Annotated in this window: 25 protein-coding genes and 1 other annotated feature; of the genes, 19 read left to right on the forward strand and 6 right to left on the reverse strand. The window is 40.7% G+C overall.

The window, feature by feature from the left end; all coding sequences use genetic code 11:
* Window positions 1–25 precede the first annotated feature (25 nt).
* The 4 genes from LIT25_05365 to LIT25_05380 all read left to right on the forward strand — a co-directional run bounded on the left by LIT25_05365 (window position 26) and on the right by LIT25_05380 (window position 5,496).
* Entirely contained in the window at window positions 26–1,075 is a 1,050-nt protein-coding gene (locus tag LIT25_05365; GenBank protein USK34782.1) for a carbamoyl phosphate synthase small subunit, read from the forward strand.
* Entirely contained in the window at window positions 1,068–4,151 is a 3,084-nt protein-coding gene (locus LIT25_05370) for a carbamoyl phosphate synthase large subunit (protein ID USK34783.1), read from the forward strand. Before LIT25_05365 ends, LIT25_05370 begins: the two co-directional genes overlap by 8 nt.
* Window positions 4,148–5,101, forward strand: a complete 954-nt coding sequence (gene argF / locus LIT25_05375) for an ornithine carbamoyltransferase (GenBank protein USK34784.1) — start codon at window positions 4,148–4,150, stop codon at window positions 5,099–5,101. Before LIT25_05370 ends, argF begins: the two co-directional genes overlap by 4 nt.
* A 215-nt stretch (window positions 5,102–5,316) precedes the next feature.
* Entirely contained in the window at window positions 5,317–5,496 is a 180-nt protein-coding gene (locus LIT25_05380; protein USK34785.1) for a YjzC family protein, read from the forward strand.
* Between the two features lie 70 nt (window positions 5,497–5,566).
* Here LIT25_05380 and LIT25_05385 read toward each other — a convergent pair whose 3' ends face one another.
* The gene (locus LIT25_05385; GenBank protein USK34786.1) at window positions 5,567–5,752 is read right to left on the reverse strand and encodes a YjzD family protein; all 186 of its coding nucleotides are present in this window, start codon (window positions 5,750–5,752) and stop codon (window positions 5,567–5,569) included.
* 203 nt (window positions 5,753–5,955) lie between these two features.
* Between LIT25_05385 and LIT25_05390 the strand changes: the two genes are divergently transcribed.
* The 4 genes from LIT25_05390 (at window position 5,956) to LIT25_05405 (ending at window position 8,902) form a co-directional block, all read left to right on the forward strand.
* Complete coding sequence (locus LIT25_05390) at window positions 5,956–6,687, forward strand: hypothetical protein (GenBank protein USK34787.1); 732 nt, start codon at window positions 5,956–5,958, stop codon at window positions 6,685–6,687.
* 92 nt (window positions 6,688–6,779) lie between these two features.
* Window positions 6,780–7,631: an NAD(P)-dependent oxidoreductase gene (locus LIT25_05395; GenBank protein USK34788.1), complete on the forward strand. Its 852-nt coding sequence runs from the start codon at window positions 6,780–6,782 to the stop codon at window positions 7,629–7,631.
* 120 nt (window positions 7,632–7,751) lie between these two features.
* The gene (locus tag LIT25_05400) at window positions 7,752–8,702 is read left to right on the forward strand and encodes a BMP family ABC transporter substrate-binding protein (protein USK34789.1); all 951 of its coding nucleotides are present in this window, start codon (window positions 7,752–7,754) and stop codon (window positions 8,700–8,702) included.
* A gap of 14 nt (window positions 8,703–8,716) precedes the next feature.
* Entirely contained in the window at window positions 8,717–8,902 is a 186-nt protein-coding gene (locus LIT25_05405) for a ComZ family protein (protein USK34790.1), read from the forward strand.
* A gap of 73 nt (window positions 8,903–8,975) precedes the next feature.
* On the opposite strand, the gene rsgA is transcribed toward LIT25_05405, so the two are convergent.
* A complete protein-coding gene (gene rsgA / locus LIT25_05410) occupies window positions 8,976–9,983 on the reverse strand; it encodes a ribosome small subunit-dependent GTPase A (protein USK34791.1) in 1,008 nt (335 codons plus the stop codon).
* 232 nt (window positions 9,984–10,215) lie between these two features.
* Window positions 10,216–10,473: a hypothetical protein gene (locus LIT25_05415; protein ID USK34792.1), complete on the reverse strand. Its 258-nt coding sequence runs from the start codon at window positions 10,471–10,473 to the stop codon at window positions 10,216–10,218.
* 166 nt (window positions 10,474–10,639) lie between these two features.
* Here LIT25_05415 and LIT25_05420 point away from each other — a divergent pair, with 166 nt between their 5' ends.
* From LIT25_05420 to LIT25_05455, 8 genes are all read left to right on the forward strand, one after another.
* The gene (locus LIT25_05420) at window positions 10,640–11,572 is read left to right on the forward strand and encodes a ketoacyl-ACP synthase III (GenBank protein ID USK34793.1); all 933 of its coding nucleotides are present in this window, start codon (window positions 10,640–10,642) and stop codon (window positions 11,570–11,572) included.
* A gap of 37 nt (window positions 11,573–11,609) precedes the next feature.
* On the forward strand, window positions 11,610–12,851 hold the full coding sequence (gene fabF, locus LIT25_05425) for a beta-ketoacyl-ACP synthase II (GenBank protein USK34794.1): 1,242 nt from the start codon (window positions 11,610–11,612) through the stop codon (window positions 12,849–12,851).
* Between the two features lie 127 nt (window positions 12,852–12,978).
* Window positions 12,979–13,764: a DUF2268 domain-containing protein gene (locus LIT25_05430; protein USK34795.1), complete on the forward strand. Its 786-nt coding sequence runs from the start codon at window positions 12,979–12,981 to the stop codon at window positions 13,762–13,764.
* Between the two features lie 213 nt (window positions 13,765–13,977).
* Entirely contained in the window at window positions 13,978–14,964 is a 987-nt protein-coding gene (locus LIT25_05435) for an ABC transporter ATP-binding protein (GenBank protein USK34796.1), read from the forward strand.
* A complete protein-coding gene (locus LIT25_05440) occupies window positions 14,961–15,977 on the forward strand; it encodes a dipeptide ABC transporter ATP-binding protein (protein ID USK34797.1) in 1,017 nt (338 codons plus the stop codon). Before LIT25_05435 ends, LIT25_05440 begins: the two co-directional genes overlap by 4 nt.
* Before the next feature lie 106 nt (window positions 15,978–16,083).
* Complete coding sequence (locus tag LIT25_05445) at window positions 16,084–17,739, forward strand: peptide-binding protein (GenBank protein USK34798.1); 1,656 nt, start codon at window positions 16,084–16,086, stop codon at window positions 17,737–17,739.
* 306 nt (window positions 17,740–18,045) lie between these two features.
* Complete coding sequence (locus LIT25_05450; GenBank protein ID USK34799.1) at window positions 18,046–18,996, forward strand: ABC transporter permease; 951 nt, start codon at window positions 18,046–18,048, stop codon at window positions 18,994–18,996.
* 14 nt (window positions 18,997–19,010) lie between these two features.
* Window positions 19,011–19,931, forward strand: coding sequence for an ABC transporter permease (locus tag LIT25_05455; GenBank protein ID USK34800.1), 921 nt, complete (start codon window positions 19,011–19,013; stop codon window positions 19,929–19,931).
* Between the two features lie 299 nt (window positions 19,932–20,230).
* Here LIT25_05455 and LIT25_05460 read toward each other — a convergent pair whose 3' ends face one another.
* On the reverse strand, window positions 20,231–20,425 hold the full coding sequence (locus LIT25_05460; protein ID USK34801.1) for a hypothetical protein: 195 nt from the start codon (window positions 20,423–20,425) through the stop codon (window positions 20,231–20,233).
* A 544-nt stretch (window positions 20,426–20,969) separates the two neighbouring features.
* Between LIT25_05460 and LIT25_05465 the strand changes: the two genes are divergently transcribed.
* Together LIT25_05465 and LIT25_05470 are read left to right on the forward strand one after the other, a co-directional pair.
* Window positions 20,970–21,716, forward strand: a complete 747-nt coding sequence (locus tag LIT25_05465) for a YjbA family protein (GenBank protein ID USK34802.1) — start codon at window positions 20,970–20,972, stop codon at window positions 21,714–21,716.
* 136 nt (window positions 21,717–21,852) lie between these two features.
* Entirely contained in the window at window positions 21,853–22,473 is a 621-nt protein-coding gene (locus LIT25_05470; protein USK34803.1) for a hypothetical protein, read from the forward strand.
* Here the strand turns inward: LIT25_05470 and trpS are convergent.
* A complete protein-coding gene (gene trpS, locus LIT25_05475; protein USK34804.1) occupies window positions 22,377–23,363 on the reverse strand; it encodes a tryptophan--tRNA ligase in 987 nt (328 codons plus the stop codon). The two genes, LIT25_05470 and trpS, sit on opposite strands and share 97 nt — an antisense overlap.
* 53 nt (window positions 23,364–23,416) lie before the next feature.
* Window positions 23,417–23,627, reverse strand: a binding site (T-box leader).
* 160 nt (window positions 23,628–23,787) lie between these two features.
* Window positions 23,788–24,147, reverse strand: coding sequence for a DUF3899 domain-containing protein (locus LIT25_05480; protein USK34805.1), 360 nt, complete (start codon window positions 24,145–24,147; stop codon window positions 23,788–23,790).
* Between the two features lie 416 nt (window positions 24,148–24,563).
* On the opposite strand from LIT25_05480, the gene LIT25_05485 reads away from it, so the two are divergent.
* The gene (locus tag LIT25_05485) at window positions 24,564–26,261 is read left to right on the forward strand and encodes a peptide ABC transporter substrate-binding protein (GenBank protein USK34806.1); all 1,698 of its coding nucleotides are present in this window, start codon (window positions 24,564–24,566) and stop codon (window positions 26,259–26,261) included.
* The last annotated feature ends 12 nt before the right edge of the window (window positions 26,262–26,273 follow it).

Here is a 26,273-nt window from a genome sequence, read left to right on the forward strand (position 1 = left end):
AAAATTCATTACGAGGTGGATGAAAATGAGCGGTTACCTGCTTCTTGAGGATGGCACAAGCTACAAAGGAAATCTGAACGGTGGCGACAGTGAGGGCGAGATCGTATTTTACACAGGCATGACAGGCTATCAAGAGGTGCTGACAGACCCTTCCTATCAAAATCAAATCATCGTATTTACTTATCCTTTGATCGGCAATTACGGCATAAATGCAGTTGACTTTGAAAGTGAGAGACCGCAAGTAAAAGGTGCCATTTTTTATGAATGCTGTGAACATTTCTCTCATTATGAGGCCGCTTATAGTGTCAAAGAATACTTAAGCAAATGGAAGGTTCCATATATCAGTCATGTTGATACTAGATCCATCGTCAAACAGATTCGCAAAAATGGGATGATGAAAGCACTGCTCTCGGCAGATTGTTCAAAAATAATACAGAGTCAGCCGTTACCAAAGAAATTGCCTGAAATCGAACAGGAAATCACTGCTCTTGGAGAAGGATCCATCCACGTTGCATTAATTGATTTCGGATTCAAAAAATCAATTCTGCAATCTTTTCTGAAGAGAAACTGCAAAGTAACGATTATTCCTTATACAGAGCTGAAGGAACTGGAACATATTCAGCCTGATGCAGTTGTTCTTTCAAATGGGCCTGGAGATCCGAAGGAACTTGAAGCCTATTTGCCTGCAATAAACAAGATTGCTGACAGCTATCCAACACTCGGCATTTGTCTTGGGCATCAGCTCATTGCTCTAGCTTACGGAGGAGACACGATGAAGCTGCCGTTTGGGCATAGAGGAGCAAATCATCCTGTCATGGACCGGAAAAAAGGAAAAGTCTTTATGACATCTCAAAATCACAGCTATGTGGTGACGTCAAATCATCATAAAGAGTTCGGAGTCAGGTTTGTGAATGTGAATGATCAGTCGGTTGAGGGCATGTTTCATCAGACACTGCCGATTCTAACTGTTCAATTTCATCCAGAAGCACATCCCGGACCTGCCGAAAGTGAATATATCTTTGATGAATTTCTGGAAATGGTTCTAAACACAAGGAGAGAATTGGTATATGCCTAAACGTCATGATATAAATAGCATCTTAGTAATCGGCTCTGGCCCAATTATCATTGGCCAGGCTGCAGAGTTTGATTATTCCGGGACTCAGGGCTGCATTGCCTTGAAAGAAGAAGGCTATAAGGTCATTCTTGTGAACAACAATCCGGCAACAATTATGACGGATCATCAATACGCGGATGAGGTCTACTTTGAACCATTAACGGTAAAGAGTCTCACGAAAATTATTGAAAAAGAAAAACCGGATGGCCTGCTTGCAACTCTTGGAGGTCAAACGGGACTCAATTTGGCTGTAAAGCTCCATGAAGCCCGGGTCCTGCAAAAACATAACGTGCAAGTTCTGGGTACATCCGTTCAGTCGATCCAAATGGGAGAAGACAGAGAAAAATTCAGAAAACTGATGTATGATCTGAAACAGCCTGTACCTGCGAGCGAAATTGTAACTGGTGCAGAAGATGCATTGGCATTTGCAAAGGAAATTGGCTACCCGATCATCGTCCGCCCAGCCTACACACTTGGTGGTAAGGGAGGCGGAATTGCGGATAACGCTAAGGATTTGATTGAATTGATGAAAAGCGGGTTAAGTGCAAGTCCAATTCATCAATGCCTAGTTGAAAAAAGCATCGCAGGATTTAAAGAGATTGAATATGAAGTCATGAGGGATGCAGTCAATACGTGTATAACTGTATGCAATATGGAAAATATCGATCCTGTCGGGATTCACACAGGGGATTCAATTGTAGTCGCACCTTCACAAACTTTGACTGATCATGAATATCAAATGCTCCGGAGTGCTTCGTTAACCATCATTTCAGCTTTGAATGTAGTTGGGGGCTGCAACATACAGTTTGCCCTTGATCCGGTAAGCAAGCAATATTACGTCATAGAGGTAAATCCGCGTGTCAGCCGTTCATCAGCTCTTGCCTCAAAAGCGACTGGCTATCCGATCGCAAAACTTGCAGCAAAACTTGCTGTTGGCTATACATTAAGCGAGCTTAAAAATCCATTGACACAGTCTACATTTGCAAGCTTTGAGCCTGCTCTTGATTATGTAGTCGTGAAATTCCCAAGATGGCCTTTTGATAAATTTAAAGACGCCGACCGCACTCTTGGTACAAAGATGAAAGCAACCGGTGAAGTGATGGCGATTGAGAGAAATCTCGAAGCGGCTATTCAAAAAGCAGTATCATCACTTGAACTCGGAAATATCGGTATATACTTTGAAGAGATATCACTGCTGTCAGATCTTCATCTTCTAAACATCATTAAAAAGGCAACAGATCAGCGTTTCTTTGCCATTATAGAGCTGTTGAGAAGAGGTGAAAGCTTAAACGTTATTCATAAGGAAACAGGAATTGATTATTATTTTCTAAACAGCTTTCTCTCACTTGTCACATTGGAAAAACAGCTTAAATCAGAAACATTGCATCAGTTAACAAAAGACCTCCTTTCATTTGCAAAGGAAAAAGGGTGTTCAGATGAGTACCTCGCACATTGTTTAAATGAAGATGAATCTGCTGTAAGAACTCTGAGAAAATCACACGGCATCAAAGCTAAATTTAAGCTGGTTGATACATGTGCAGCGGAATTTGAAGCAAGAACCAATTATTATTATTCAACTTATTTCGGAGAATGCGAGCTTGAAAAAACGGCAAACCCAAGAAAAAAAGCACTGGTCCTTGGATCAGGTCCTATCCGCATCGGACAAGGAGTTGAGTTCGATTACAGCGCTGTGCAAGGAATACAGGCCTTGCAGAAGCTTGGTTATGAAGCGATTATGATCAACAATAATCCTGAAACAGTCAGCACAGATTTTGAAACTGGAGACCGTCTATACTTTGAACCGCTGACAGTCGAATACGTACTGAATGTGATTGAAGCTGAACAGATAGACGCAACGATCGTGCAATTTGGAGGGCAAACCGCCATCAATCTTGCAGCTGGACTTGAGGAAAGCGGAGCAGTTCTTCTCGGAACAGATTCAGAAACACTTGATATTCTTGAAGAACGGGAGAAATTTTATCACCTTTTAGATGAATTAGAGATCGCTCATTTGCCGGGGACAACTGCCCATAACGCAGAAGAAGCCATCATGCAAGCAGAAATAATCGGCTATCCTGTGTTAATCAGACCTTCTTACGTCATCGGGGGGAAAGGCATGATTGTGCTTGAGAATAAAGAGCAGCTTAAGAAGCAGGTTGAAAAAGCCGGCACTCAATCATTCCCCATCTTGATTGACCGCTATGTCACAGGCCAGGAAGCAGAAATTGATCTCGTTGCAGACGGGGAAAGCATCCTCATTCCTGCGGTGATGGAACATATTGAACCAGCTGGTGTGCATTCAGGAGACAGCATGGCGATTATCCCTTCCAAGAATATAAGTGACAAGTTGAAGCAAGACATGCATCTGTCAGCTCAGAAAATCGTGAAGCAGCTTGGCTTTAAAGGAATCATGAATATCCAGTTCCTGATTCAAAACGAAAAGCTGTATGTCCTGGAAGTCAATCCAAGAGCGAGCCGGACGGCGCCGATTGTCAGCAAAGTAATGGATGTCCCTATGATTGAACTTGCAGCAGGGATGCTTAATGGCGAAAAGCTGACACACCTTTATATAGAAGAAGATAGACCTTATACGGCTGTGAAATATCCTGTTTTTTCTAGTCACGCCCTTCAAAATGTGGACCTTAAGCTAAGTCCTGAAATGAGGTCTACGGGGGAAGGCATGTGCCTGGCACCTACATTGAAGGAAGCGCTCGGAAAAGTATTTGATGATGATCGTGATAAGAGGAGCATCAGTATTTTTATGGATGAAACCGATTATGCCCTGCTTCAAAAAGCAGAGGCAGCTGGACTGAAAATAGAAACAGAATCCTTTGAGGAATGGGCTGACACTGTTGAGAACGGCGTGTTTGTCAGTCTGAAAAGTGAAGAATCCAAAGATAAACGCCTGCTTGCTGCTGAAAAAGGAATAAAGGTGTTCTCAGATGCTTCATCCTTTATGGCTTACTTGAAAGCGGCACCTGACTATGAGGTTTATTCAATCAGAGAATTAACAAGAACGGGAGTGAACATGAAATGAGTTCTATAAAATTGGCACAAACGAAATCATCTGCACTATTGGGAAAAGATTGTTTAACTCTGCTTGATTATACGACTGAGGAAATCCTGCATCTTGTTGAAGAAGGCATACAAATGAAGAAATTTCCCATTCAATCGGTTCTGTCCGGAAAAATATTGGCCATGATTTTTGAAAAATCGTCAACTCGGACACGGGTTTCGTTTGAAGCTGGAATGCAGCAGCTAGGAGGCAGCGCGCTCTTTTTAAGCAGTCAGGATCTTCAATTGGGCCGGGGAGAAAGCATAGCTGATACAGCAAAAGTCCTTTCAGGTTATGTAGATGCCATTATGATCCGCACGTTTGAGCATGAAAAAGTAGAGGAGCTTGCCCTGCATGCTTCGATTCCAGTTATTAATGGACTGACAGATACCTTCCATCCATGCCAGGCCCTTGCAGATTTAATGACGATTCTGCAGCTGAAAAAATCGTTTAAAGGAACAAAGGTAGCTTACGTTGGAGATGGAAATAATGTGGCGCACTCCTTATTAATTGCATGTGCGAAGGTTGGAATGGATGCAGTCATCGCTCATCCAGAGGGTTATGGGCCAGATCCGCAGGTGATGGGAAAAATAGCTGAGATCTGCAAACAGACAGGTGCTGTGATCACAGCCGTAACGAATCCCAAAGAGGCTGTTCACCAAGCAGATATCGTGTATTCAGATGTATGGACAAGTATGGGGCAGGAAATAGAAAATGAAATCCGCCTCACGGCTTTTAACGCCTATCAAATTAACGAAGAGCTAATGAGCTTCGCCAAAAAAGACAGTCATTTTCTTCACTGCCTGCCGGCTCATCGAGGTGAAGAAGTAACAGCGGAAATTATTGACGGAAACCAATCTGCCGTCTTTTTGCAGGCCGAAAACCGTCTGCATGTTCAAAAAGCGTTGCTAAAAGAGCTGCTGATCGGGTAATTACTTCTAAGCTGTCATTGACCCGTTATAGAAAAGCTCCTTGAAATAGCAGCAAGCTAATAAAAAACGGATGGATCAGCGGTCTGATCCATCCGTTTTGTCATGCGAAAACATTACAAGCAGCCTTGCAGGGTAAATTTCTATTTCAAATTACATGTAATCATAAATGAATTGCCATACTAGTTAAAGAAGGAACCTTAAGGAGGGATCTTATTTTGGGGCAGCAGCATCGCTTTAGATCAGGTCAAAAAGCACCTAATAACGGCATCTACGTAGAAGTTGGAGAAACAGGCTCAATGGTCAAAAATCCACAAAAAATTAAGCTTCAGGCAGGAGATCGTTTCCCTGAAACGTCAAATGATGACCGCCACTGGACGTATCAAAGAAAACCATAATAGTGAAACCCGAAAAAAAACCCTACTATCAATAGTAGGGTTTTTTGTGTGCAGAGTCGAAAATTAGGTATTAATGATGTTCATCTGCAAATCGGTCCGGCACAACTTCCCCGAGGATCAGGATGAGAACGGTTGCAACAACAGCAAGAATAGAAGCAGTAACAAAGCTATATGCAACACCTGTCATTGAAGAAACGACGTAAGCCATCATTTGCATTAATAAAAACGTCCAAAAAAATGTCCAAAAATAGCGCAATCTGTTCACCTCATTCTTCAAACAATTCTATGTCCATATTATCATACATAGATTGTGGAATAAAAGCTTTATTTATCTTTAATGTTGACTATTTCTTGAACGTTCATTTCTGAATGATTAGGTATATATCCATTCGCTTTCACATGACCGAACATATCTTATATAAAGTGCTCAGAGTACTAATGAAAGGTGGTGGGCAAACGATGGGAATTTCAAAGCGGTTTTTTCAGCTGGAATCAGAATGGAACGTCATCCATTACCCTTATAAACCAAATGGATTCGCTGTCTTTATCTTAGGCGACAAAACGCATTTCGTGGATGGAGAAACGAGCTTTTGGCTGCAGCATTACGGCAGAAATCAGCTCCTTTATATCTTGCTTGACGCAGGCTATACAGTTTTCACATCTAATCTTTACGGTGCGAATTGGGGCAGTCCAAAAGCGATGAATCTTACAATGAAGATTTATCATATAGTCATGAAAAAAGAAATTTTAAATGAGCGGGTTCATATTCTTTGTGAAGGAATGGGAGCTCTGATAGCGAAAGAATTTATGAAGCTTTCTAACGAAAAAATTCGTTCTGTCGCAATGTTTAATCCATGTTTAAATCTGCAAGCCCACCTTGAAAAAGAAAGAGAAAACATGTTTTTTTATAAGAGACTGACGAAAGAAATAGCGAATGCATATGAAATAGACTCAAAAAAGATTAAAGACTGCAGTTTTGAATCAAGCTTTGACAGCACAAACATCCCCGTTCATATATGGCAGAGAATGAACAGCATCACATACCCTTACCATGATCACAGCAAAATTTATGAAGACTTCAGAAGCAAGCAGGGCTCCCCGATCGACTTGACCTTTCATCTGGCTGATAACCAGTACAGGCTAAATCATTCCGTAGTGAAATTTTTCAAAGAAAATGAAAAAAATTTATAAACGGATCGTTCCTGATGATAATGGGGACGATTCTTTTGTGCTGAAATGCTGCATACGATACTATAACGCTTCCTAAAAGGAGGAAAGGGTTTATGAGAAAAGCATTAATTGCAGGATTCGGGCAATTTGCAGGTTTTGCTCTATGCAGCCGTCTGCTCGAAGAGGGCATCGGGGTTGATGGATATATGAATAAGTATCAAGATGATCAAGAACAAAAAATAGCTGAAGAAAAAATGATGCTGATTGGCAGAAACGCGTTGTTTGAAAATATATCCTCAATCACAGAAGCGAAAGAAAATGATGTGATATTTTATTGCATTCAGGATCCAACAGATCGGGAGAATAGACACGATTCGAATTTATTAAAGGATTGTGCTGATCTTTCTATTAAACAAAAAATCCCATTTATTCTCATTTCATCTGCTGAAGTATTCGGCGAGATGCAAAAGGAGATTGAAAAGGACACAGTTCCCGTTCCTTCAACCGAAAATGGCAAGGCCCATTTGAAGCAGGAGTCAGAAATCAGGGCGCACTTTGGAGAATCTAAGCTATTTAAGATTGTCAGGTTTCCGGGAATTTATGGACCATGGCAGCCGCAATCAAGCTTTATTCACCAGTGCATCATTTCAGCTTTAACTGGAAAAAAATCAGCGGCTGCTGCAAACGAAGAAAAAAGAGATATTCTTTATATCGATGATGCTGTCAGCACTCTATTGGATATTGCAATTGCATATCCTTTTAAGGAACCGGTTGTTCACCTCTCATCCATGAAAGAGGGCCTGTGGAGTGAAATAGTTGAATTATTCTCTGAAAAGGCCGATAGAAACCCTTCTTATAAGTTATCGAAGGATATCATCCACCCAGTTATAAATAGTGTTTCATTAGAAAGAGGAATACAGATACAAGCAGAATGGGTCAAGCAAAACCTGTATATTTACCAATAATTTTAGATGAAATTCAAGTTTTTATCGTTATTGGGAAATATATCCTTGTGCGATGAATTGATTACAGTCTAAAATATAGGTGTAATCATGACTTGCACAAGCCAAAAGGAGTTGCTTGTAATGCTGAAGAAAAGTATTCTTTTCGCCATATGCTTTTTTTTTCTGACAGGATGCGGACAACCAAGCCAGAATGAACTTGAAAAAGTAGGCTTGCTTGTCCCGGATACAATCAGCGATCAAGTATGGGGCACGAAGGGATACAAAGGATTATTAAAAATACAATCAAGTTATGGTATCGAAGTTTTTTATAAAGAAGGCATGAATAACCAAGAAGTAGTTAGAGAAGCGGTAAAAGAGTTTTCGGGAAAAGGCGTTAATCTCATTTTTGGTCATGGCAGTGAATATGAAGCTTTTTTTGCAGAATTGAATGAAGAATATGATGATATTCATTTTGTCTTTTTCAATGGAGAGGCAAAAGGAGATAATATGACAAGCCTTAACTTTGACTCAAATGCTATGGGCTTTTTCGCGGGAATGATTGCCGGTGAAATGACAAAGACAAATAAAGTCGGAATACTGGCAGCTTATGAATGGCAGCCTGAAATTGATGGTTTTTATGAGGGTGCGAACTATCAGAATCCTGATGTTCAGGTTGAAATTCAGTATGTGCAAAGCTGGGATGATGTAAAAAGCGCCCTTAATTATACAGATGAAATGCTTGCAAAAGGCATAGATGTTGTATATCCTGCAGGCGATGGGTATAATGTACCTGTCATTGAGCGGATAAAAGAGAAAGGTCTGTATGCCATTGGTTTTGTATCCGACCAGTCAGATCTTGGAGAAACAACTGTCCTTACAAGCACGATCCAGCATGTAGACCGTTTATATGAGCTTGTTGCTGAAAAATATTTGAATGGTGAGCTTGAAAGCGGAAATTTGTATTTTGATTTTCAGGATGATGTCATTGAACTCGGCAAGTACAGTCCAAATGTGGACAAGGCCTTTCAAAATAAAATCCAAGAGCATATTGAAATATACATGCAGACAGATAAGCTGCCTAATCAATTTTGAAAAGGAGAATCCATATGAACCACGAACCTAAAACATTAGAATTTATGCAAATTGCCATGAAATATCTTCCAGAAGCCAAAGCGAAGCTTGATGAAGCAGGCATAGAAATTACTGCTGACCATCTTCAGCCGATGATGGAACTGCTCACGAAAGTGATGAATGATGCTTACGAATTAGGGAAAAATGAAGCAGGCAAATAATGATTGAACCGCAGCAGAACATGCTGCGGTTTTATTATGCAAAAAAACCGGATATGATATCCGGTTTCATGGATTATTTCCTATTTGCTTTTTTTCGCTCTTTTTTTTCTATATAGGCAAGTTCTCTTTGCAGCTTGCGATAGCTTTGAAGTCGGGAGGCAGTTAAACGCCCTTCTTCTATTGCCTGGTTAATGGCGCATTTAGGTTCGTTCTGATGGCCGCAGTCTCTGAAAAAACAGGCTGCTGCAAGTGACTCAATGTCTTCAAAGCTATGTTGAAGTGATTCTGAATCCCAAAGCTGCAATTCTCTCATACCAGGTGTGTCAATCAGAAGTCCTTTTTGTGGAACGGCAATTAATTCGCGATATGTTGTTGTATGCCGGCCGCGGCTATCGTCTGCCCGCACTTCTCCGGTCGTCTGCCTTTCTGTTCCTATTAAGGCGTTTATCAATGTTGATTTACCTGCACCTGACGAACCAACAAAAGCAGAGGTAGTACCTTCAGTAAGATAAGTTGAAAGCTGTTCAATTCCGCTCTTTTCAAGCGCGCTTACAGGATGTACAGGGACTCCGAACGCTATGCTTTCTGCGGAACTTACAAACTCTTCCAATTCGCTGCAAAGATCTGATTTAGTTAATAAGATAACAGGGTTTGCCCCGCTTTCCCACGCCATGACAAGGTAACGCTCAAGTCTTCTTAGGTTAAAATCATGATTCAAAGCCATAACAATAAAGAGAGTATTTATATTAGCAGCTATTAATTGCTCCGTCCCGCTTGTTCCTGCAGCTTTTCTCGATAGCTTGCTGAATCTGGGCAGCACGTGATGTATCGTAGCTTTCATTTCTTCTCTCATTGAGAGGGCAACCCAATCCCCGACTGCCGGATAATCCTCCTCCGAATAAGCTTCAAACCGTAACTTACCGGATAAAGACGCTAAAACCTCACCATGAGCAGTCATTACTCGATATAAGTGTTTATGCTCTAATGAGATCCGCCCGAATATAAGCGGCTGATAAGAAACGCTTACTTCCTCAAAATAATCGTTCCAGCCTAAATGCTTTTTGCTATTGAATAAATTCATTTTGGTCCTCCTGAACTGTTTCCTTGAGTATGCAAAAAAACCATGAGCAGACACAGCCCATGGTTCCTTGATAATCAATTCAGGTGAAAATGATCATCATTCCGGAAGATGAACAACGGGCTGTGTATATGAAATTAACGGCATACGTTCAATTGACTTTTTCATAAAACATCCCTCGCTCTCTCTTGGTTAATAATTCCATAATATGAAAATAATTTGGATTTGTAAACATTTATTTTAATTTTTGTTTGAAATAGTCCAAAATTGGAGAAAATTCCTTCAGCACTGGCTTTAATTCTTTTAAAGAGTCCATAATATCATCAATTTGCATAAAAAGCTGAAAATAATCAGTCCCTGACTGAGGTACCTGCTCATCTAGAGCGGGGCTTTCTTCAGCTTCCTCCTGTTTTATGCTCCGCTCTCTTTTTTCTCCAAACATTAAGGATGAGAAGAAATCTCCGGACTCTTCAGATCGTCTTTTTTCGCTCAACATAAACACCTCGCTTATTATTGCTTATTAATACTGTATGTTCTGTTTAATAACTTGTACGGGGCAGGTGCACAGATTTTTGATTGAAATTTTAAAAAAGATAGGATAAAATTAGTACCAGGTAATAATAATTGATTCTAAATACAAGATAAAAGGAGCTGCGTATATGAGTGCAGGGATAATTGGAATCGGACGGTATAATCCAGAACGCGTTGTAACTAATGCGGATTTGGAGAAAATAATGGATACGTCAGATGAATGGATACGCACACGGACTGGTATTGAAGAGCGAAGACTTGCAAATGATGAAACAGATACTTCTGATATGGCCTATTATGCCGCAAAAAAAGCAATTGAGAATGCGGGAATAACAGCTGAAGATATAGATATGATTTTGGTGGCTACTGTCACACCTGATCAGCCCTTCCCATCTGTAGCATGTATGCTTCAGGAAAAATTGGGAGCGAAAAAAGTGGCTGCGATGGATTTGAGCGCAGCATGCGCGGGCTTTATGTACGGATTAATTACGGCCCAGCAATTTATTGAAACAGGTACATATCAAAATGTACTTGTAGTAGGAGTAGAAAAACTTTCAAAAATCACAGACTGGAATGACCGGAATACAGCTGTTCTTTTTGGAGATGGCGCGGGAGCGGCAATCGTCAGTACCGTTACACCGGGCAAAGGTTTCCTTGCATTTGAGCTCGGATCAGACGGCTCTGGCGGAAAGCATCTTTATCAGGATGAAAAGCTTATTATGAATGGACGCGAGGTGTTTAAATTTGCGGTCAGACAAATGGGTGAATCCTGCGTAAATGTTATTGAAAAGGCAGGCCTTAAAAAGGAAGATGTAGATTACTTTATTCCGCATCAGGCAAACATCCGAATTATGGAAGCTGCCAGAGAACGTTTAGAACTGCCTGTGGAAAAAATGTCAAAAACGATTCACAAGTATGGGAATACTTCTGCAGCATCTATTCCGATTTCCCTTGTTGAAGAACTGGAAGCAGGAACGATAAAAGACGGAGACGTCCTTGTTATGGTTGGTTTTGGCGGAGGTTTAACATGGGGAGCCATTGCCATGAGATGGGGCAAATAATAAATATTACAGCTAGAGAAAGGTATGGTGTTTTTATATGAGTAAGAGGCGAGTTGTCATTACGGGTATGGGAGCAATTACTCCGATTGGAAATGATGTTGCATCAACATGGGAAAGCGCGGTAAATGGAAAGTCAGGCGTCGGTCCGCTTACCCGCATTGATTCAAATGACTATCCGGCTAAGGTAGCTGCGGAAATAAAAGATTTTGATGTTGAGAAATTTATCGATAAGAAGGAAGCCAGAAAAATGGACCGCTTCACTCAGTATGCGGTCGCAGCATCTTTCATGGCCGTACGTGATGCCAATCTTGAAATTACAGAAGAAATCGCTCCGCGCGTTGGCGTTTGGATCGGTTCTGGAATCGGCGGAATGGAAACCTTTGAAAATCAGTTTGAAACACTTCTTACTAAAGGCGCTAGACGCGTAAGTCCATTTTTCGTTCCAATGATGATTCCGGATATGGCAGCAGGACAGGTTTCAATTGCTTTAGGTGCAAAAGGCTTTAATTCATGTACAGTGACAGCATGTGCTACTGGCACAAACTCCATTGGCGATGCTTTTAAAGTTATTGAACGGGGAGATGCTGATGTCATGATTTCCGGAGGAACGGAGGCGCCAATTACCAGAATGGCATTTGCAGGCTTCTGTGCAAGCAAAGCTCTTTCAACAAATCCGGATCCTGCAACAGCAAGCAGACCATTCGATGCAAATCGCGATGGATTTGTCATGGGTGAAGGAGCAGGGATTTTAGTCCTGGAAGAACTTGAACACGCCCTTGCCCGCGGAGCAGAAATTTATGCAGAAATCGTCGGCTATGGCGCAACAGGAGATGCCCACCACATTACAGCTCCTGCTCCGGGCGGGGAAGGCGGCGTCCGTGCAATGAGAATGGCCATAGAAAACGGCGGACTTTCACCTGAAGACGTTGATTATGTGAATGCTCATGGAACAAGCACATCCTACAATGACAAGTTTGAGACGCTTGCCATTAAAGAGGTTTTTGGAGAGCATGCTTATAAGCTTGCTGTTTCATCAACTAAATCAATGACAGGCCACTTGCTTGGAGCGGCAGGCGGAGTTGAAGCGATTCTTTCTATTCTTGCAATCAAAGAAGGCATCATCCCTCCCACTATAAATTACAGTGAAAATGATCCTGAGTGCGACCTGGATTATGTGCCGAATGAAGCGAGAAAAGCACAAGTGAATGTGGCTCTCAGCAATTCACTTGGATTTGGCGGACATAACGCAACGATTATTTTCAAAAAATACGAGCAGTAAAACGGAAAAGTCAGCTTAGCTGGCTTTTTTTGTTTTGACGGAATGATAGATCGTAAAGGGGGCCGCTCGTCCATTCACTTCCTCAAACACACCTTCATAAGATACGGCAGGAGGGAGTGGGGGTTCCATGACGGTCATCAAAACTGACGAATGGCTCGAACAATCTGCAGATCATATGAAAATTTGCGAGAGGCTGAAACCGTACTTTCATAAAAATAATCCTGAGGTCATCAGCAAATATCTTCATGCATTTGGAATGTTCAGAGGAGAGCAGACGGGTCAAAGCTTGTATTCAGATTTAAAAAAGAACAAAGTTTGGGAGTTTGTAAAATCAGATGAATCTGCTTTGAAAAAAGAGTGGGGCGGCCCAGATGTGCCGATTTTTATTTTGCCAGCAGATGCAGGAAACCGGAAGATGAGAAATGAATATGGAGGGAAATCAGGCCTGGCTTTTCATGATAAGCTTTTTTTATTTTTATCCGATAACAGCAAAAAAGAGATCCAGTCCATCCTCACGCATGAGTACCATCATGTATGCAGACTTGCAAAGGACCCTAAAAAAGAAAAGGACTATACGCTGATTGATGCTGTCATTCTTGAAGGTCTCGCTGAGAATGCTGTGCGGGAGAGATTGGGGGAAGAGTTTACCGGGTCATGGACAAAACGTTATTCAAAAGAGCAAATCTCTCAATTCTATCAAACAATCATTGAACCTAATCAGGATTTAAAAAGAGACTCGCGCAAGTTCTCTCAATTGATGTTTGGAACTGGCTTTTATCCAAAAATGCTTGGGTATGCAGCAGGTTATCATATCGTCAAATGTTACATGGAGATGACAAAAACGAATATTAAAGATTTATTCGCCATTTCTTCAGATGAAATAGTGAAAAAGTCATTGATAAAACCCAATTAAGGGTTTTTTTTATTGGTATTTTTTCCTAGTAACGAACGTATTTTTAATTTAAAGTTACATTATTTTAAAAATTAGCTTGATTTTGTAAAACTTTTGTAATATTATACAAATATATATTTTCTGACTATTCTATTTATACAAAAAGTTGTGATGATTTATAAAATTGAGCATTTAAGGCGGTTTATCTTTTACATCATAGGGCGGTGAAGGGTATTGTCAGTACTGTTGGAAGTTAAAAATCTAAAAACATATTTCTACAAAAAGAAACAAGCAGTCCCGGCTGTGGACGGAGTTGACTTAAAGATACATAAAGGCGAGACGGTTGCACTAGTAGGAGAATCTGGTTCAGGTAAAAGTATCACTTCTTTATCGATTATGGGACTTGTTCCAAGTCCGGGCGGCAAAATTGTTGATGGAGAGATCTTATTAAATGGCAAAGACTTGGTGAAGTTACCTGAAAAAGATTTGTGTAAAGTCCGCGGGAATGATATATCGATGATCTTTCAGGAGCCGATGACATCTTTGAATCCGGTGCTTACAATCGGAGATCAGATTACAGAAGTTCTTATGTATCATCAAAAGCTTCCAAAAAATCAAGCTGTTAAAAAATCAATTGAGTTACTTAGATTAGTAGGTTTCTCTCGTGCGGATGAAATCATCAATGATTATCCCCACAGATTATCAGGAGGTATGCGCCAGCGTGTCATGATCGCCATTGCCATGAGCTGCAATCCAAAGCTGCTTATAGCAGATGAGCCAACAACAGCACTCGATGTAACCATTCAGGCGCAAATTCTTGATTTGATGAAGGACGTCAGTCAAAAATTTGATACTAGTATTCTATTAATTACTCATGACCTGGGGGTTGTATCTGAAATTGCAGAGCGGGTGGTTGTTATGTATTGCGGTCAGGTGGTAGAAGAAGCTTCTGTGGATGACTTGTTCAATGAGCCGCTCCATCCGTATACACAAGGATTAATGGAGTCCATTCCTTCCATCGATGGAGATATAGAAAAGCTTAATTCGATTCCGGGAAACGTTCCGACTCCCGATAATCTGCCAGCGGGCTGCAGATTTGCTCCAAGATGCCCGAAAGCATTTGACAAATGCTTCAGTGCACTTCCCGCGTTAACGGAAAAATCAGCTCATCGCTCTGTCCGCTGCTTTTTATACGATGATGAGGAGGCCGCTGTTCAATGATAGTAGTAGACGCAGAAAGAAAATCACCACTTCTGAAACCGGATAAAACCATCCTTCAGCTGATAGATGTTCAAAAGCACTTTCCGATCAAAGCAGGGATTCTCCAGAGGACAGCAGGACATGTAAAAGCTGTTGACGGCATTAATTTAACAGTAAAAAAAGGTGAAACAATTGGAATTGTAGGAGAATCAGGCTGCGGAAAGTCTACAGCAGGACGCACAATTATCCGCCTGTATGAACCGACAGGCGGCAAAATTATTTTTGACGGCCAGGATATTTCACATTTACCCGAAAGTGAACTGCGCAAAACCGTCCGCAAAAATATTCAAATGGTGTTTCAGGATCCATTCGCATCATTGAATCCAAGAAAAACACTCGGTTCAATCATTAAAGAACCAATGGATACACATGGTTTATATAAAGGAAGAGAGCGATTAGAGAGAGTGGAAGAGCTGCTTGAAAAAGTAGGATTAAACGCCTCTTTCATTAACCGCTATCCGCATGAATTTTCCGGAGGACAGCGGCAGAGAATTGGCATTGCAAGAGCCATCGCCCTGAATCCGCAAATGATTATTGCCGATGAAGCAGTTTCAGCGCTTGATGTTTCCATTCAGGCTCAAATTATTAACCTGCTTGAAGATCTTCAGGATGAGTTTAACTTAACATATATGTTCATCTCGCATGATTTAAGTGTAGTCCGCCATATCAGTGACCGTGTGGGCGTTATGTACCTTGGTAAAATGATGGAGCTTGCAGACAAGCACAGTCTCTATTCAGAGCCTCTGCATCCTTATACTCAAGCCCTTTTGTCCGCTGTGCCAGTTCCGAGAAAAGCAGGTCAGGCCAGACGTGAGCGCATCGTTTTAAAAGGAGAGCTGCCAAGCCCGGCCAATCCGCCGCAGGGCTGTGTTTTCCATACAAGATGTCCTGCTGCTACAAGCGCATGCCGCGAAGCGGTTCCTCAATTTAAAGAAGTAAAGAAAAATCATTTTGTTGCCTGCCACCTATACTGATGGCAGGATCAGCATATAATCACCTTCTTGAAGGGAGGAGATGGACCAACAATAATATGCATGTTAAGAAAACTAAAAATTCGAATTTTTGAGGGGGAAATACGAAGTGAAACAACGTAAAAGTTTATTAACATTACTCAGCTTATTGTTAGTTTTCTCTTTGTTCTTAGCTGCTTGTAATAGCGGCGCAGGCGAAAAAACACCTGCTTCAGGGTCAGGCGGAAAAGAAGATAAACCGGCTGAAGATGCAGGCGAACCGCAAATGGGCGGAGATTTAGTTGTTGGTACAATTGGCGGACCAACATTGTTTAACCCTATGTATTCTACAGATGCGTCAAGCTCTGATATCGAAGGTTTCATTTTTGACGGTCTTGTAAGCTCAGACACTGAGTTTAACCCGACTTTGAACTTGGCAGAAAAAATTGATACGTCTGAGGATGGCTTAACGTACACAGTTAAAATTAAAGAAGGCGTGAAATTCCACGATGGAGAAGAATTTACTGCTGATGACGTAGTATTTACATACGGCATCCCTAAAAGCCCTGACTATGTTGGTGAGCGCGGTTCTGCTTTTGAATCTTTAGAGTCTGTAACAAAAAAAGGCGACTATGAAGTAGAGTTTAAGCTTTCTAAGAAAGATGCTTCATTCTACCCTGTAGCTCTTAGCTACGGAATCCTTCCTGAGCACATCCTTGGAAAAGTTCCAGTTGGTGAGCTTGGCGAAAACGAATTCAATACAAAAAAACCAATCGGTACTGGACCATTCAAATTCGTTGAGTGGAAAGACGGAGAATATGTAAAAGTTGAGAAAAACCCTGATTATTTCTTGGGTGAGCCTTACTTAGATTCAATCACTTATAAAATTGTTCCTGACCAGGATGCTTTATTGGCTCAGCTTCAAGCTGGCGATGTTGATTTCACTGAAGTTCCAGGCACTGATATTGAAACCGTTAAAAGCACGTTCAGCGGCGTGAAAGTTGAGTCTGGCCTTGGCCTTTCTTACACTTACATCGGCTGGAATCAAAAGAACGACTTATTCAAAGACGTGAAAGTGCGTCAAGCTTTAACAATGGCACTTGACAGAGAATCAATGGTTTCTTCTGTTATGAACGGTGACGGAGAAGTTGCACACGTTCCTGAAAGCCCGCTTTCTTTTGCTTACAGCGACGATGTATCAAAATTCTCTTTTGACCAGGAGAAAGCTAAATCTATATTAAAAGAAGCTGGCTGGGAAGATACGGACGGCGACAAAATCTTAGACAAAGACGGCAAAAAATTCTCATTCACTTTAAAAACGAACCAAGGCAACAAAATCCGTGAAGACATCGCTGTAGTTGTTCAGCAGCAATTAAAAGAAATCGGCATCGAAGTAAAGCCTGAGATCATTGAATTCTCTGCTTTCATCGAGCAGGTTTCCGCACCAAACTGGGATTTTGATGCAATGATCTTAGGATGGAGCTTGTCAACATTCCCTGATCAATATGACATTTTCCACTCAAGCCAAATTGCTGAAGGCTTAAACATGATTGATTACAAAAACGAAGAAGCAGATAAGTTAATGGAAGAAGCGAAACAAATTCTTGATCAAGATGAGTATGCTGCAAAACATGCTGACATCTACAAAATTCTTGCTGAAGATCAGCCATACACATTCTTGTACTATCCTAACGTTCACCGCGTAATGCCTGAGAACTTACAAGGCTATGAGTTCAACGCTAAGAGCGAATACTACAACATCCACAAATGGTGGTTAAAACAGTAATCATTCATTGATTGCTGCAACACTTCAAGGAACGTGCAGAGGGAAGGGAATACTCCCTTCCCTCGTTTTTAGTTAAAGCGCGTATAAATTGTATTTCGCATTAAGCTCGACTGCCTAACTCCTAGGTCAGAACGGCTTCGCCAAGAAAGTCAAAATCGCTTTTTGAGCGGATCCTTATCTGCCTTTCAGAGCTGATCAAGGCAATAGCGCTTTTCTAATTGAATTTGAAAATTGAACGGGTCTGCTAAGTATTTTGGACATAGTTTTTATTTATAGAAAAATGAGAAGGAAAGGGGAGAACTAGCTGTGCTTACTTATATCATCCGCCGTACATTAATGGCTATTCCCTTATTATTAGGCATCACCATTATCTCTTTTGCGATCATACGCCTAGCTCCAGGAGATCCTACAACCTTATTAATGGATCCATCAATAAGTCCTGCTGATAAAGCGAAATTTATGGAGAAGTATGGACTAAATGATCCCGTGCACATCCAATATTTAAAATGGCTTGGAAGCATGGTGCAGGGGGATTTTGGCACTTCATTGATCCGTAAAGGTGTACCTGTAAGTGAAATGATTATGAACCGTTTGCCAAATACTTTGCTGTTAATGGTTGTATCTACAGTACTGGCATTAGTGATTGCCATCCCGTTTGGAATCATTTCAGCAGCAAGACCATACACAAAAGTTGATTATACTGTTTCTGTCACTTCCTTTTTGGGACTTGCCACACCGAATTTCTGGCTCGGTTTAATCTTGATTATGGTATTTTCCGTTCAGCTTAATTGGTTCCCGACAGGAGGGACCTCCACCTTGAATGCCGAATTCAGCGTGTGGGACAGAATCCACCATCTCATGCTGCCTGCATTTGTATTAGCCTCCGCCGATATGGCTGGACTAACCAGGTATTCAAGGTCAAGTATGTTTGATGTCCTTAAGCAGGATTACATGAGAACCGCACGTGCAAAGGGCTTTAAAGAATCAAAGGTCATCATCAAGCATGGTGTCCGCAACGGGTTAATTCCGATTATCACGATTTTTGGATTAATGATCCCTTCTTTCATCGGGGGAGCTGTAGTCGTTGAGAAAATTTTCTCATGGCCTGGCATTGGTCTATTATTCATTGATTCAGCTTTCCAGCGTGATTATCCTGTCATTATGGCTTTAACTGTTATCTCTGCTGTATTTGTAGTCATCGGAAACTTAATTGCGGATATTCTTTACGCAATCTTTGATCCGAGAATTGAGTATTAGAAAGGGGGAGCAAAATGGCACAAACAAACCTAACACCGGAAACTTCTAATCAGCTGGCGGTTCATGGGAATATAAAAGCGAATCCTGATACGTTAACGAAAATATTTTTCAGGAAATTCTGCAAAAACAAATTGGCTATAGCTGGCGCCGTTTTTCTTATCTTCATTATATCCGCAGCGATCTTAGCGCCTGTCATTGCGCCATATGCTTACGATACTCAGGACCTGACTAAAAAACTGGTTCCTCCTGGAGGCAGTGAACACATTCTCGGAACGGACCGTTTTGGCCGGGATTTGCTTACACGCTTGCTGTATGGAGCACAAGTCTCACTGCTGGTTGGATTTGCCTCTGTGCTCGGTTCCATTACAATTGGTACAGTAATAGGAGCTATCGCTGGTTACTTTGGAGGCATCATTGATGCTATTTTAATGAGATTTGTTGATATTGTTCTTTCCATTCCACAAATCTTTCTTCTTATTACACTTGTAACAATTTTTAAACCAGGTGTAGACAAGCTGATAATTATTTTTGCGGTACTGGGCTGGACAACAACCGCACGTCTTGTCCGCGGTGAGTTTTTATCGCTGCGGACACGCGAATTTGTCCTTGCATCCAAAACTATTGGGACGAAAAGCTTTAAAATAATCTTCTCACATATCCTTCCTAATGCTATTGGACCGATCATCGTATCTGCCACGCTTTCTGTAGGGGGGGTTATCCTTGCTGAATCAACGCTGAGCTACCTGGGTCTTGGGATTCAGCCTCCAACGGCGAGCTGGGGCAACATGCTTCAGGACGCGCAGAACTTTACTATTCTTTTGAATTCACCATGGTATCCGTTATTACCGGGTATGCTGATCCTCTTGACCGTTCTTGCCTTTAACTTTGTTGGTGACGGGCTCCGGGATGCACTCGATCCAAAAGTGAATGAATAGGACAATGTAGTCAAGAATTAATTCTTGACTATTTTTTATGATTTGGTTCAGCTCAAAGTATTTAGCGATCTAGCTTCACGGATAATTAGATAGAAATGCATGTTACTGAACAGAATAAAAGATCGATTCAAAGAATACTCTGGGAGAATTTTATTAGAATAGGGCATGGAAAAACTACTAATTATGTGGATGTAAGTTTAGTTTATTTTTCTCTTGTAAAATTGACGCACTTTCTCCTGGAGAGAGAGCCTTTTTTGTGCTGCAAACTCCAGTTTGACGCACTTCCTTCAGGTGAGGGATCATTCATTGTGCTGCAAATTCCGATTTGACGCACTTCCTTCGTACGAGAGAGCCTTTTTTGTGCTGGAAACTCCTGTTTGACGCACTTCCTTCGGATGAGGATCCTTCTTTGTGCTGCAAACTCCGATTTGACGCACTTCCTTCCAGTCGGGGAGCCTTTTTTGCGCTGCATACTCCGATTTGACGCACTTCATTCCGTCGGGAATCCTTTTTTGTGCTGGAAACTCCGATTTGACGCACTTCCTTCGGGAGAGAGAGCTTTTTTTGTGCTGGAAACTCCGATTTGACGCACTTTATTCGGGTGAGGGATCCTTCTTTGTGCTGCAAACTCCGATTTGACACACTTCCTTCGGGTGAGAGAGCCTTTTTTGTGCTGCAAACTCCGATTTGACGCACTTTCTTTGGGTGAGGGATCCTTCTTTGTGCTGCAAACTCCGATTTGACACACTTCCTTCGGGTGAGGGATCCTTTTTTGCGCTGCATACTCCGATTTGACGCACTTCCTTCCACGAATTTTCGATTAGGATGATAGAACATAAATTTCCGCTGATCCAATTTCATTTTTTATTTATAAAACGCAAAATATATTGATGGGCAACGTCTAATAGTAATGGACAATTAACAGGACTTGCTCAAAAATTGTCGAAAGAAAACATCCATAAAATGAATGGAATGGAATATATTTTCTTCTCTCTGCCTATACTGAAAGACAAAAGCATCGGAAGTGAGGGGTAATAAATGTTGTTTCTTCATGATGTATGGGTGAACTGGTTTGAAGGAGAAGAAAACGGGTACAATGTGTGCCATTTCCATGAATGGAGAAAAGATGACAGTGTTGAGCTTCTGGACCAGGTTCCTCTATTTAAAGTAAACTCGGTCTTATACCATTATATTGAGAATGATTTGTCTGAGCTGCCGCAGGGACTGTTAAAAGATGCCTTTCAAAAAGCGTATATTCGCAAAAATCATGAGCGCATTCAGCTGGATTACTGTTTCGTCGTAACTGACGGACAGGGGATACTTGCAGTCGATACGATCGGCTACAGCATACCAGTCCGCAAAAGCCGGTTAATTCCGCGCCAGGAACAGCTTGTCTATGAAATGATTAAAGATGTTGAGGCAGAGGAGTATTTGTTTGAGACAGAAACGATGGAAAAGGAATTTCATATCCTGTCGCCAAGTCCGTCACATATGAGCGGTTTAACTAGAAAAGAACGCCAGTTAAAACAGCTGCTGTTTATGGCCCTTGATCAGCTGCAGTCAACAAAAAATGCTGCTGAGGTTAAATACTGGTACACAGAGTGGAATCCGACAATGTATGAAACGATTCAAGACCTGAGCTTTGAGGACGTATGGAGAATGCTTTACGATGAAACGTTAAGCGGCTGGAGTCCTAAGCATATGACGCTATGTGAACATCTGATAAAAGGACAGCCTTTCTTTGAGAAGCTGTGGGAAATGGAACATGAATCAAAGGTGAATTAGGACAAGCTTTAAAGAAAGAAACCAATTCTATATTACAGAATATGGTTTCTTTTTTTATGTGAAAAACCGGTATGAACCGAAAAGGAATGGTAAAATAAACAGTATGCAATTATTAACGATTAGCGAGGGTTCATATATGAGCAGTGAAAAAGAACAAATTGCAGATTTACAGGCGGAAATTCTCGAACTTAAAAAGCAATTAGAAGCAAGTGCTGAGATTATAAAGGAGATTTCTGTTCCGATTATCCCGTCCATTATTCCTGATACTATACTGGTGCCGATAACAGGAAGGCTTTCTTCTAAAAGGTTTGATCAGATTATCTCGAAAATATTAGAGGTTTCCCATTCAGATGAAATTTCTACTGTTATTGTCGATTTTTCAGCGATCTCAGAAAAAGAAATATGGGAGCTTGATCTGTTTGGATCCTATATCCATAATATGACGTCAGCTGTCAGGCTGATGGGCATTCAGATATTATATGTAGGTTTTGGACCGGCTTTAACACAGCTGCTTGTCACTTCTGGATTAACAAACTACAATGATATTCAGTCATTTTTGACGTTCAGGACAGCCCTTCACTATTTAATGAGTCAAAAGGTTTGGAATTTGAACGGCAAATATAAAAAAGAGCATCGGCAAGATGCTCTTTTTTATATTTGTTATCTTTTTCTGCCAAGTCCCATCGCGTTTTCCATTTTTTTAATCATTTTATTCGCTGCAGCATTTGCCCTTTCTGCGCCACGGTCTAAAATTTGATCCAATTCTTCTGACTCTAATAAAGCATGGTACTTTTCTTGAATTGGCTTCAGCACTTCAACTACAGCAGCTGCTGTATCATTCTTGAAATCCCCGTAGCCTTTGCCTTCATATTTTTTCTCTAAATCAGCAATTGATTCTCCAGAGAGAATAGAATAGATAGATAGAAGATTCGAAACACCCGGCTTGTTTTCCTTATCGTATTTTACAATTCCTTCTGAATCAGTTACTGCGCTCTTGATTTTCTTTTCAATCGTCTTAGGTTCGTCTAAGAGAGTAATAAACGATTTTAAGTTCGAATCAGATTTGCTCATCTTTTTCAAAGGATCTGCAAGTGACATGACTCTAGCGCCGACTTTTGGAATTCGGACCTCAGGGATTGTAAAGATGTCGTTATACTTCTTGTTGAATCGTTCTGCCAGATCACGTGTAAGCTCTAAATGCTGCTTTTGATCTTCTCCGACAGGAACGATGTCCGTTTTATATAGTAGAATGTCGGCAGCCATTAGTGGAGGATAGGTTAATAATCCAGCAGAAACAGCTTCTTTTCCCGTAGATTTATCCTTAAATTGCGTCATTCTTTCTAGCTCCCCGATATATGCAACACATTGAAGCATCCATCCTGCCTGAGCGTGCGCCGGAACTTCAGACTGAACAAATAATGTGGCTTTTTCAGGATCAATGCCGATCGCGAGGTAAAGTGCTGCAAGACTGCGGATATTTTTGCGCAGCTGAAGGCGATCCTGAGGGACAGTTATAGCATGCTGATCAACGATGCAAAAGTAGCAATCGTAGTCATGCTGCAGATCAATAAATTGCTTCAGTGCCCCGATATAATTTCCCAATGTAACGGATCCTGTGGGCTGAATGCCCGAAAAAATGGTTTTCATTTTATCACTCCTATATTGGTTTACATACAAAAAAGCCCATTCGTGTCCTGCTGAACAGGGACGAATGGACCGCGGTGCCACCCTAATTATTTCTAAAAAAGAAATCACTTAACGTCTTTTAACGCAAGACGAAACGGCTGATCCTACTAAATTTCAGTCAGCTGCTCAAAAGTCCATTCCACAGCTTTCATTACCTGCATCCCAGCAGCAGCAGGCTCTCTATAAATGAATTCACTATGTACTACTCTTTATCATCGCTTCTTTAAATAAAGATTTTATTAAGAAAGGAAAGTTTAAAGTTTTGCAAATTGATGTCTAGCTAAAGCGCCTAACTCCCCGGTCAGAACTGATCCGCCTTTCGGAACTCTCCAAAGCGCCTCCGCTTTTCTTATTATAAAAGCTTACAACAAGATAATCAACTGCATTAGAGGTAATAGAACACCAATCCTGTAAACATAGTGGCGGCAAGAAGAAGTCCTGCTAATAGGAAGGGCATATATTCAACGCTGAGCAGCTCAGAAAACAGCCTCATTTCCTCTACTTCTTCCTTTTCTAAATCTCTGCCTTTCGATTGAAAGGTTCTTCTGAAGCCTAGGGTAATTCCGTCAAAAAATCCACCCTCAGCTACAAGCAGGAACATCGAAATGAAGAGCAGGATTCCAGATAGATAAAAAGAAATATTGATATAGTGAAGAAGCGTAATTTCTCCATGTAATAGAAGGGATAGCATAAAGACTAGAACAAACGACACGGAAAACGTTGATAAAAATAAATTTCTTTTCATAAATACCCTCTTTTTTTAACTAATTATACTAAAGTGAAACACGTTCAAATAGTAACTTTGTATAGAAATATACGAAAAATATTATAGCGAGAAAAGTAAAAATAGTCAGAATCTTTCCAGTATGCCCGCAAAATAGTTTATTAGCTATTGTTGTATATTGTATACATTTTATATTTTACACACTATTTAAATTCTTTACAAAGATTAAGCATTTGGTATTTACTGCGTCATTCAAATGAAATATCAGGACCAATTCCGACACTTTATATAGGTGTAAAGAACTATTTTACATTCGAAATAGTCTTAATTTTATTGCATTTGTGTAAATTTTATTAAAAAAATGAATGTACAAACATTCGAAAGCTTGTATAATAGTCTTTGTAAGAATTTTTTAAAAATAAAAGGGAGGGTTATTAATGAAAAAGTCAAAATTTTCATTGCTTTTAGTTCTTTCGCTTGTTTTAAGCGTTTTCTTAACGGCTTGCTACGGCGGAGGCAATCAAGGTTCTTCTGACGGAGGAGACAAAGATAAAGACTCTAAAGAAGAAACTAATGTACCACAGGAGCTTAAAGTACTAGAATCATCTGAGATACCATCAATGGACTCGGTACTAGCAGAAGATACAATCAGTTTATCTCAATTAAACAATACGAATGAAGGTTTATACCGTATTGATGAAAACCAAGAGCCAGTGCCTGGTATGGCTGACGGCGAGCCTGAAGCTAATGAAGACGGCACAGAATATACAATTAAATTAAGAGAAGATGCTAAATGGTCTAACGGAGAACCTGTTACAGCAAACGACTTCGTTTTTGCTTGGCAGCGTGCCCTTAATCCTGAAACAGGATCTGCATATGGTCCATACATGATGATGGGTAAAATTAAAAATGCAGAAGCATTATATAATGGAAAAGCGAAACCAGAAGATTTAGGCGTTAAAGCTAAAGATGAAAAAACATTGGTGGTTACTCTTGAAAAACCAATTCCTTTCTTTAAATCATTAATGGCTTTCCCGACATTCTATCCTCAAAACCAAAAGTATGTTGAAGAACAGGCTGCAAACTTCGGTAAAAAATCAGAAAATTTAGTGTTCAACGGACCTTTCACGATCCAAGGATGGGAAGGCCCTGCTGATACTGAGTGGACTTTAGAGAAAAATGCTGAATACTGGGATGCAAAAAATGTAAGCCTTGAGAAAATTCAATTCAACGTTTCAAAGGATCCTCAAGCTGCAGCAAACGCATTTGAAGCTGGAGAAGCAGATGTGACTCCTAAACTTTCAACACCAGCAGTTATCGCACAATATGAAGGTGATGACCGTCTGTTAAGATGGTTAGAGCCTACAATTTTCTGGCTTAAATTAAATCAAAAGAACGAAGCTCTTGCTAACGTTAACATCCGTAAAGCCATTGCAATGGCTTTCAATAAAGAAGACTTAACAAATGAAATCTTAAACAATGGTTCTATTCCAGCAAACTATGCTGTACCAAAAGAATTCGTTACACACCCGGAGAGCGGTAAAGACTTCCGTGAAGGTAATGGAGACTTACTTACTTATAACCCAGAAGAAGCTAAAAAACTATGGGCAAAAGGCTTAGAAGAGATTGGCCAAAAAGAAGTGAAATTAGTCTACCTTGGCGGAGATACTGAAACGTCTAAAACTGTTGACTCTTACATGAAAGATCAGCTTCAAAACACACTTGAAGGATTAACGATTGATGTACAAAGTGTTCCTTTCAGTGTTCGTTTAGATCGTGACAAAACAATGGATTATGATATCCAGGCTGCAGGCTGGGGTCCTGACTATCTAGATCCGATTTCATTCTCAGATCTATGGATAACTGATGGCGGAAATAACAGAATGGCTTACTCTAACGAAAAGTATGACAAATTATTAAAAGATGCTCAAACAACTTTAGCTAACGATCCAGCTAAACGTTTCGAAGCACTTCAAGAAGCTGAAAAAATTGTATTAGAAGAAGATGCAGGTATCGCTCCAATGTATCAGCGTGCTTCTAACCTTCTTATCAACAAAAACGTTGAAGGTTTCACTTACCACCTTGTAGGACCTGAATACAGCTACAAGTGGATTAAAATCACTGACGCTGAGTAATAGTTATTTACG

It is taken from the genome of Bacillus sp. F19, assembly GCA_023823795.1.
Classification (GTDB): domain Bacteria; phylum Bacillota; class Bacilli; order Bacillales; family Bacillaceae; genus Bacillus_P.

What these genes read in the sequence shown, in the direction of transcription:
- LIT25_05365 (USK34782.1), top strand. Translation starts at nt 26, where the DNA reads ATGAGCGGTTACCTGCTTCTTGAGGATGGCACAAGCTACAAAGGAAAT.
- LIT25_05370 (USK34783.1), top strand. Translation starts at nt 1,068, where the DNA reads ATGCCTAAACGTCATGATATAAATAGCATCTTAGTAATCGGCTCTGGC.
- argF (USK34784.1), top strand. Translation starts at nt 4,148, where the DNA reads ATGAGTTCTATAAAATTGGCACAAACGAAATCATCTGCACTATTGGGA.
- LIT25_05390 (USK34787.1), top strand. Translation starts at nt 5,956, where the DNA reads ATGGGAATTTCAAAGCGGTTTTTTCAGCTGGAATCAGAATGGAACGTC.
- LIT25_05395 (USK34788.1), top strand. Translation starts at nt 6,780, where the DNA reads ATGAGAAAAGCATTAATTGCAGGATTCGGGCAATTTGCAGGTTTTGCT.
- LIT25_05400 (USK34789.1), top strand. Translation starts at nt 7,752, where the DNA reads ATGCTGAAGAAAAGTATTCTTTTCGCCATATGCTTTTTTTTTCTGACA.
- LIT25_05405 (USK34790.1), top strand. Translation starts at nt 8,717, where the DNA reads ATGAACCACGAACCTAAAACATTAGAATTTATGCAAATTGCCATGAAA.
- rsgA (USK34791.1), bottom strand. Translation starts at nt 9,983, where the DNA reads ATGAATTTATTCAATAGCAAAAAGCATTTAGGCTGGAACGATTATTTT.
- LIT25_05420 (USK34793.1), top strand. Translation starts at nt 10,640, where the DNA reads ATGAGTGCAGGGATAATTGGAATCGGACGGTATAATCCAGAACGCGTT.
- fabF (USK34794.1), top strand. Translation starts at nt 11,610, where the DNA reads ATGAGTAAGAGGCGAGTTGTCATTACGGGTATGGGAGCAATTACTCCG.
- LIT25_05430 (USK34795.1), top strand. Translation starts at nt 12,979, where the DNA reads ATGACGGTCATCAAAACTGACGAATGGCTCGAACAATCTGCAGATCAT.
- LIT25_05440 (USK34797.1), top strand. Translation starts at nt 14,961, where the DNA reads ATGATAGTAGTAGACGCAGAAAGAAAATCACCACTTCTGAAACCGGAT.
- LIT25_05455 (USK34800.1), top strand. Translation starts at nt 19,011, where the DNA reads ATGGCACAAACAAACCTAACACCGGAAACTTCTAATCAGCTGGCGGTT.
- LIT25_05460 (USK34801.1), bottom strand. Translation starts at nt 20,425, where the DNA reads ATGAAGTGCGTCAAATCGGAGTATGCAGCGCAAAAAAGGCTCCCCGAC.
- LIT25_05465 (USK34802.1), top strand. Translation starts at nt 20,970, where the DNA reads ATGTTGTTTCTTCATGATGTATGGGTGAACTGGTTTGAAGGAGAAGAA.
- LIT25_05470 (USK34803.1), top strand. Translation starts at nt 21,853, where the DNA reads ATGAGCAGTGAAAAAGAACAAATTGCAGATTTACAGGCGGAAATTCTC.
- trpS (USK34804.1), bottom strand. Translation starts at nt 23,363, where the DNA reads ATGAAAACCATTTTTTCGGGCATTCAGCCCACAGGATCCGTTACATTG.
- LIT25_05480 (USK34805.1), bottom strand. Translation starts at nt 24,147, where the DNA reads ATGAAAAGAAATTTATTTTTATCAACGTTTTCCGTGTCGTTTGTTCTA.
- LIT25_05485 (USK34806.1), top strand. Translation starts at nt 24,564, where the DNA reads ATGAAAAAGTCAAAATTTTCATTGCTTTTAGTTCTTTCGCTTGTTTTA.